The 7,888-nt window shown below is 45.6% G+C and carries 10 protein-coding genes; 2 read left to right on the top strand and 8 right to left on the bottom strand.

What is annotated here, in order from left to right; translation table 11 throughout:
• Positions 1-551 precede the first annotated feature (551 nt).
• Together HMPREF2955_RS03620 and HMPREF2955_RS03625 are read right to left on the bottom strand one after the other, a co-directional pair.
• Complete coding sequence (locus tag HMPREF2955_RS03620; protein WP_070721093.1) at positions 552-1,166, bottom strand: OmpH/Skp family outer membrane protein; 615 nt, start codon at positions 1,164-1,166, stop codon at positions 552-554.
• Positions 1,167-1,223: 57 nt separating this feature from the next.
• Entirely contained in the window at positions 1,224-1,466 is a 243-nt protein-coding gene (locus HMPREF2955_RS03625; protein WP_070721094.1) for a hypothetical protein, read from the bottom strand.
• A 90-nt stretch (positions 1,467-1,556) separates the two neighbouring features.
• Here HMPREF2955_RS03625 and HMPREF2955_RS03630 point away from each other — a divergent pair, with 90 nt between their 5' ends.
• Together HMPREF2955_RS03630 and HMPREF2955_RS03635 are read left to right on the top strand one after the other, a co-directional pair.
• Positions 1,557-3,014: an aminoacyl-histidine dipeptidase gene (locus HMPREF2955_RS03630; RefSeq protein WP_070721097.1), complete on the top strand. Its 1,458-nt coding sequence runs from the start codon at positions 1,557-1,559 to the stop codon at positions 3,012-3,014.
• A 2-nt stretch (positions 3,015-3,016) separates the two neighbouring features.
• A complete protein-coding gene (locus HMPREF2955_RS03635) occupies positions 3,017-3,412 on the top strand; it encodes a hypothetical protein (RefSeq protein WP_070721098.1) in 396 nt (131 codons plus the stop codon).
• Positions 3,413-3,855: 443 nt separating this feature from the next.
• Here HMPREF2955_RS03635 and HMPREF2955_RS14955 read toward each other — a convergent pair whose 3' ends face one another.
• From HMPREF2955_RS14955 to map, 6 genes are all read right to left on the bottom strand, one after another.
• A complete protein-coding gene (locus HMPREF2955_RS14955) occupies positions 3,856-4,014 on the bottom strand; it encodes a DUF4295 domain-containing protein (protein ID WP_009230034.1) in 159 nt (52 codons plus the stop codon).
• 19 nt (positions 4,015-4,033) lie between these two features.
• Positions 4,034-4,222, bottom strand: a complete 189-nt coding sequence (gene rpmG / locus HMPREF2955_RS03640) for a 50S ribosomal protein L33 (RefSeq protein ID WP_019187133.1) — start codon at positions 4,220-4,222, stop codon at positions 4,034-4,036.
• Positions 4,223-4,227: 5 nt separating this feature from the next.
• Entirely contained in the window at positions 4,228-4,491 is a 264-nt protein-coding gene (rpmB, locus tag HMPREF2955_RS03645) for a 50S ribosomal protein L28 (RefSeq protein ID WP_009230036.1), read from the bottom strand.
• Between the two features lie 388 nt (positions 4,492-4,879).
• Positions 4,880-5,389, bottom strand: coding sequence for a CinA family protein (locus HMPREF2955_RS03650; protein WP_070721101.1), 510 nt, complete (start codon positions 5,387-5,389; stop codon positions 4,880-4,882).
• A 19-nt stretch (positions 5,390-5,408) separates the two neighbouring features.
• A complete protein-coding gene (gene tsaD, locus HMPREF2955_RS03655; RefSeq protein ID WP_070721104.1) occupies positions 5,409-6,443 on the bottom strand; it encodes a tRNA (adenosine(37)-N6)-threonylcarbamoyltransferase complex transferase subunit TsaD in 1,035 nt (344 codons plus the stop codon).
• A gap of 9 nt (positions 6,444-6,452) precedes the next feature.
• The gene (gene map, locus HMPREF2955_RS03660; RefSeq protein ID WP_070721106.1) at positions 6,453-7,316 is read right to left on the bottom strand and encodes a type I methionyl aminopeptidase; all 864 of its coding nucleotides are present in this window, start codon (positions 7,314-7,316) and stop codon (positions 6,453-6,455) included.
• Between the last annotated feature and the right edge of the window lie 572 nt (positions 7,317-7,888).

Here is a 7,888-nt window from a genome sequence, read left to right on the forward strand (position 1 = left end):
AGCATAAATATCCACCGCAATGGTATAAACAAAACCTTGTAGAACCATGAAACACATGGTTCAAAAGGGCAAAATAGCCGTTAAAAAGTGGGGTTTTAGGGGCTAAAAGTGCGTAATTGGACTTCAAAAATCATGGGTTGGCAACCAAACTAGAAAGGCAAAATGGTGCAAAATGCAAGTTTTGTTCTTAAAAACAGACAAAGCAAGAGGCGTGAAAGGCAAGAAATAGTGGCTATTTACCTACTTTTTAGCCTATATTTTCGCTAGAACAGAGTAAAAATTAGAACGGCATTGTAAAAACAAAAAGCAGAAATTTAAGTTTTTGAGTTGGTGAGTTTTGAGTTGTTAACGTACCCATCCACAAACGCCCCAACAGTATAAAACCATTGGGGCGTTATAAGTTATGAAATACTTAAAATCGAAATTAATAAGCCTTCGTCATCGTGTTCTATATCGTTTCATGGCGCAACATGCACCCAGCACAGGGTTTAGACCTGTAAGGAATGCCAACTGAAACGGGCTAGAAACAATGCGCAACAGAGTTCTTTGGCTTATTTTTTGGTCGTTTCGGCAGCCTTAATAGGCTTGTAGGCCTTGTTCAGACCTGCAACAACATCGTTGGTGATGTCGAAAGCCTTGTCTGCATATAGCAGGTTGTCGCCTGCCTTGCTCAATATTAAGCTGTACTTCTTATCCTTATTGTATTCGTTAAGGAAGTGGCGAAGACTATCACGAAGAGCAGCATTATACTTTTCGGTTTCTACTTGGAACTCGTTGCTCAATCGTTGGTTCAGCCCTTGCAGGTCTGCGCTCTGCTTTTGCAGTCCTGCCTGAATAGCTTCGGCCTGCTCGCGCGTATAAGCGTTTTGTTGTACCTTTTGCTGGAAGTTGGCTGCTGCTGCCTGCAAAGCCTGCTGCTTAGAGGCCAATGTGCTTTGGATGTTTTGGCCCTTCTTTTGCAAAATGAGCGAATAATCCTTGCAGAATTTGTATTGGCTCATGATAGAGTCAACCTCCACATACGCAATTTTCATGCTGTTGGGAGCAGCCTTAGTGTTCGAGTCGCTCTTGTTTTCGGCCTGCGAGTTCTGTTTGTTGCAGGAAGTAAAAGCCAGCGTGGTCATTGCAGCCAGTGCCAACGTACCAAAAATGTTCTTCTTGTTCATTTAATTATATTTTTGTTGTTGTTTCTTTTTACTAAGCACTTTCTCTTGTGCCAATGGTTAAAAGGCGGTTTCAACGTTTCTTGCAGCATTGCCACTGCGCTCGTTCACGGCTGTTGGTGCCGCTTTTCTAGCCTCCTTATCTTGGTCTATCACGCAATGTATGCCCTGCTTTCTTAGGCCAGGGTTGTCGTGAATATGTTGCGAAGAGAACGTTCCGTTCTTTCTGAAAATCATCTTTACACATAATAATGCCACCGCAATAGCAATTATTAACAGGGATAAAGCCAAAGTTTCTGTCATTTTGTTTATTTTTGCAATCGATAAATGCCGTGTTCAAACGCTGCAAAGATAATTAATAATTTACGAAATCACTCAAAAAGAAACCAAAATATGAATAAAAGTAATTTATCTCCGAGCTGTGTCTTCGACCAGTTCAAACAAATCAATCAAATACCACGCCCCTCTAAACACGAGGAGAAAATGGTTGAATACCTTAAAGAGTTCGCAAAAAAACACGGATTAGACGTAAAAGTTGATGCTGTGAACAACGTAATTATACGTAAACCTGCCACACCTGGCTACGAAAACAGAAAGGTGGTTATACTGCAAAGCCATACTGATATGGTGTGCGACAAGCTGGTTGACGTAGAATTTGACTTTAACACGGATGCCATTCAGACTTATATAGACGGCGATTGGATGAAGGCTAAGGGTACGACACTTGGCGCCGACGATGGCATTGGCGTGGCCATGCAACTGGCCGTACTCGAAAGTAACGACATAGAACACGGCCCATTGGAATGCGTTTTCACCAGCGACGAAGAAACACAAATGACTGGCGCATCGGGTATGGAGCCCGGATTTATGACAGGCGATTGGCTCATCAACCTCGACTCGGAAGACGAAGGGGAGATTTTCGTATCGTGTGCAGGCGGTCGCAGCACGCATGCCGTATTCCATTTTGAAAAAGAAGAGGCTCCCAAAGGCTATTTCTTCTTGCAGATTTCGGTAAAAGGACTTACGGGCGGACACTCTGGCGACGACATTAACAAGAAACGCGCCAACGCCATTAAGCTGCTTACTCGATTTGTTTACTTGGAGCAAGAAAAGTACGATGTGCGCTTGGCCAGTTTCAATTCGGGCAAGTTGCACAATGCCATACCTCGCGACGGACGCGTTGTGATGGCCGTACCTAACGAAGTGAAGGAGAATGTGCGCGCCGATTGGAACGTCTTTGCACATGAAGTGGCAGACGAATTTCACGTTACCGATACCGCAATGGAGTTTGCTATGGAAAGTGCCAATGCAGAAAAGGTGATGCCTGTCGACGTTAGCCGCCGCATTATCATGGCTTTGCAGGGCATAACCAATGGCGTGTTTGCCATTTGCCAAGACCCGGCTTTGGGCGGAATGGTGGAAACTTCGAGCAACATCGCTGTTGTGAAAACCACCGACAACATGGTAGACCTGCTTGCCTCGCAACGCAGTAACGTGATGAGCAACCTCACCAACCAATGCAACGCCGTTGGTGCCGTGTTGAAATTGGCTGGTGCCGAAGTGGAACAAACCGACGGCTACCCCGCTTGGCAGATGAACCCGAATAGCGAACTAACCAAGGTGGCCATCGAATCGTACAAGCGCCTGTTTAATAAAGAACCCATCGTGCGTGGTATTCACGCCGGATTGGAGTGCGGACAGTTTGCCACAAGCTATCCTGGCATGGACATGGTTTCGTTCGGACCAACCTTGCGCGATGTGCATACGCCCGACGAACGCCTGCTCATCCCCACCGTACAAACGGTTTGGGACCACTTGCTAGATATTCTCAAAAACGTTCCAGCTAAATAATAATGAAGAATAAACGCGTCTTTTTGTTTCTTGCCGCGGGCTTTTTAGCCCTCGCCAGTGTTAGTTGCGGCAAACGTCATTCGGCCAAAAAGCTGGTTGAAAGCTTTATCGACGAGCATGCACAGCTGTCGTCGGTGTCGATTACTGATGTTGGTAAACTAGATTCTACCGACCGTGTGGACAACTCCACCATAAATGCGTTGCAAGCCGACGTAAAAAATGGTGGCTTGTATAAGCCCGATACCAAGTTTGGGCAACGTCCTACCAACACCAAGACTTTGCTTATGATTCGCGTAACACTCGAAACAAAAGACGAGAAGGGCGAGAAAAAGCCGTATAAACAAACCTTTTATCTCGACCCCGACCTAACAAGTGTGGTGGCTGTTAAGACAAACTAGCCCCCACACCCGTAACAACTACGCCCCCACAAACGCCGATATGATGCTTGTGGGGGCGAATTTATGGCGATTACTGAACACCGCTTTTGATAACTTCCTACATGAAAAACAAACCTTAAACTGAAACCAGATGTGCTTATCACGCTTGAAAAACGCTTACCCAAGCCTGCTCTCCTTCTTATTCCAGGCACTTAGGAAGCTGTTTCATCCCATCTAAGCGCATACCAGAAACAACGGAAATCAGATGCAGGGCATGCGTAACAATCAAACAAGAATGAGTTTGGAGGGTAAGCCCTAACCCTATTAAGGAGGTGCTTATTCAGCCTTGCATGCCCAACAAGAATGAATTAGGGCTGCCTACCCCACCCCATCAAAAAAGGGAGAACGCCAAAACGTTCTCCCTTTTATATGATGCGATACTTTCAACGTATGTCGAAAGCGGTTTAATTCTTGAAAAAGTCCTTTACTGCTTCGTTAGGAACCATCTTCTCATCGAAGATGTATGCGCCGGTTTTCGGACTCTTAACCATTTTGATAACCTTGGTATAAGCACGTCCGTCCTTTGAACCGTCACGAAGGGTTGCAACTACTTTCTTTGCCATTGTCTTCTATAATTAAGCGTTATTTAATCTCCTTATGAAGCGTCATCTTCTTCATGATTGGATTATACTTCATTAGTTCCATACGTTCAGGCGTGTTCTTCCTGTTCTTGGTGGTAACGTAACGGCTCGTTCCAGGCAAGCCGCTGTTCTTCATTTCCGTGCATTCCAGAACAACCTGTACTCTATTACCCTTAGCTTTCTTTGCCATGATAATTATTCTCCTATAACTTTAATGTCTTTCCAATCACAGAAGCCCTTAGAAACAGCTTGCTTAAGCGCTGCGTCAAGACCCACTTTATTGATAAGGCGCAAACCTGCGGCACTGATTTTCAAGCTAATCCAGCAACCTTCTTCCACATAGTAGAACTTCTTGCTGAACAAGTTCACGTCGAAACTGCGCTTTGTGCGATGCTTCGAGTGAGACACGTTGTTGCCAACCATTGCCTTTTTACCTGTAATCTGACAAATCTTCGACATTGCTATCTTTTTTTTGTTTTCTTTTTTGATACTTACTCCAAACAGGTTGCAAAATTACGAATTTTTCTTCTAAATACCTAACTAAATCAATTAATTATCAAAGATTTTATGTTTTTTGTGGTATTATACCGCCATTCGCGCGTACTTTTATCAAATATGGGCATCATTTTCGCATTCATTGATGGGGTTATGACATGCAACTACTCCCCTTTCTGCATAATAAACAAAACAAGGCGAACGCCTCAATGTGCCTCGGCCATAGGCCAAAGTGTGCATTTTAGGTGTTCGCCTTGTTTATATTGTGGCCGAAAAAGCAGGCTTTGAGCCACTCTTATCTAAGAGTTACCCAACCTTGCTAACTTTGAACGGCCAACGCCATTATGCGGTTTTACTCTTCCGTTGTACCCTTCTCCTGCTCCAAAAAGTTGAGCATTAAGCGCAGAGCACGGTTCGTTGCAATGGCCAAGTTGATGTCGCGACCGAAGTCTTCGTTCAATTTAAGAGTCAAAGTTTTTTCTTTCGTGCCGCAAGCAACCCATATCGTGCCAACGGGTACGCCGTCGTTATCGCCTGCAACAGGCCCGGCATAACCCGTAACGGCCATCGCATAGTCGGTTTTAAGCGTTTCGCATGCGCCCTTAACCATCTGTACGGCAACCTCTTCGCTCACGGCCGACTTCTCGGCTAGCACCTGTGCACTTACGCCCAAGAGGTTTTCTTTCACCTCGTTGCTGTAACATATCACGCCACCCTTGAAATATTTCGATGCTCCTGGCGTGGCAATAACAGCCTCGGCCACCCTACCGCCCGTGCAACTTTCGGCTGTTCCGATGGTCAAGCCATTGTCGTACATGCGTTGTTGCAGTTCTCTACTAAGCACTTTTGTTTCTAGTTCCATTCCATTATATTGTTTATGCTTACTCGAAAGTAACCTTCGAGAAAGCGGGTTTGTCTATCGAACAAAACACCTTATCTAGGTATTTGAAATATCCCGTTATGCCAATCATGGCGGCATTGTCGGTGGTATAGCTGAATTTGGGTATGTAAATGGTCCACCCTTCTTTCTCTGCTGCCTCGTGGAAGGCGTTGCGCAGTCCGCTATTTGCCGACACGCCGCCCGCAACGGCCACGTGCGTGATACCCGTTTGTTTCACGGCCAGCCGCAATTTCTTCATCAAGATGTCTACAATGGTAAACTCCAAGCTTGCCGCAAGGTCTTCCTTGTGGTTCTCAATGAAGTTCGGGTCGTCTTTAACCCATTTCTGCAAGCTGTACAGGAACGAGGTTTTCAACCCTGAGAAACTATAATCCAACCCAGGAATATGCGGTTCGGCAAACTTAAACGCTGCGGGATTGCCCTGCCTAGCCAACTTGTCGATGATGGGTCCACCAGGATAACCCAGCCCCATTACTTTCGAACACTTGTCGATAGCCTCGCCAGCCGCATCGTCGATTGTTTGTCCCAACACCTCAATATCGTTGTAGGCGTTCACCTTTACGATTTGCGAATTGCCGCCACTAACCAACAAACAGAGGAAAGGGAAGGGCGGAATGGCGTTTTGCATGTCGGGTTCTTGAATGAAATGGGCCAGCACATGCCCCTGCAAATGGTTCACATCCACCAAAGGAATGCCCAAAGCGCGTGCGAAACCTTTGGCGAAACTAACGCCAACAAGCAACGAACCCATTAGCCCTGGCCCACGAGTGAAGGCCACAGCCGATAGCTGTTCTTTCTCGATACCAGCCTTTTTCAAAGCTTGGTCTACAACTGGTACGATATTTTGCTGATGCGCACGCGATGCTAATTCGGGCACAACGCCCCCATAACTTTGGTGAACGGCCTGCGAAGAGGTGACGTTACTCAGCAACACGTCGTTGCGAAGAACAGCCGCCGACGTGTCATCGCAACTGCTCTCTATACCTAATATATATATATCCTTTTCGTTATTCATCCTTTATCACTACCTTGTCAATATCTCAACGCCATGTTCGGTCATCAAGAAAGTATGCTCCCACTGCGCGCTAGGCAGCTCGTCGCCCGTTATTACTTCCCATCCGTACTCGTCATCGGCATCTATAAACACCTTCCATGTACCCATATTAATCATGGGTTCGATGGTAAACACCATGCCGGGAACGAGCAACATGCCCTGTCCTCTACGTCCGAAGTGCGCAACCTCTGGCTCTTCGTGGAACTTCAAGCCCACTCCATGCCCGCACAAGTCGCGAACCACACCGTAATGATACTTGTCCGCGTGCTTAGAGATGGCGTGTCCGATGTCGCCAACAAAGCCATAGGGCTTGGCTGCTTCTGCTCCAATCTCCAAACATTCCTTTGCAACGCGCACCAGCTGTTCTTTTTCGGGTGTTGTTTTGCCGATGATGAACATGCGCGAGGCATCTGCATAGTAGCCGTCGAGTATGGTTGTGAAGTCTACATTAATGATGTCGCCCTCTTTCAGCACGTCTTCTTTCTTGGGTATGCCGTGACAAACCACCTCGTTGATGCTTGTACAAACGCTTTTTGGAAAGCCCTCGTAATTTAGACAAGCAGGTATAGCGCCATGACGGGTGCAATAGTCGTAGCATATCTTGTCTATTTCCAAGGTGTTCATGCCTGCATGTATGTGCTTGGCCACCTCGTCTAGCACGCCCGTGTTGACTACGCCACTACGTCTGATGCCTTCTATTTGTTCAGGTGTTTTTATCAGTTCGCGAGTTGGCACCAGCTTTCCCTTGCTTTCCCAATACATCACTTGCTTGTCCAAGTCGGTTGGTTCTTGTCCAGACAGGCAATGCCATCTCCTTTTCTTATTTAAAACCATTGTCTATTTATGTTTAAATCTTGCTTTTAAGTGCGCATGCAGGCACGGTGGGCCGTGTTCGTATTAACAACATACACACTTAGACTTGCAAAGTTACTTCAAATTATAGGTACGCACAAGGAAAACAATCACTTTTTGCTTCAACACGCAAAAGGCTTGACAAACAACGCCATGCGCTTGCACAAGATACAGGCGAATGCGCAAACGTGTAAGCACAACGCGAAAGAAGAAAGAACAAGTAAGAACACACTGCCCTACCATTAAAACCTCATTTGTACGGCCAATAAAAAAGATTGATTGTCTCACGACAATCAATCTTTATAACCTTAATAATCTAATACCATGAAAAACACGTTACAAAGTTACGATAAATATTTTAAAAATGCAAGCCCTTGTTGGTAAAACTATTAGGTATATAACATTAATTAATCGTTTATTTCCATTTTCGCGACATTATTATTCTTTATTGATGTCATTAAACCAATGTTTTTCGTTAAACCGAATGAACAACACCGAGCTTGCTCGGACATTGCCATGACGAGAATTGGAAATCGCCAACACGGAGCTTTGGG

The organism is Prevotella sp. HMSC073D09, from assembly GCF_001814145.1.
Taxonomy (GTDB): domain Bacteria; phylum Bacteroidota; class Bacteroidia; order Bacteroidales; family Bacteroidaceae; genus Prevotella; species Prevotella conceptionensis.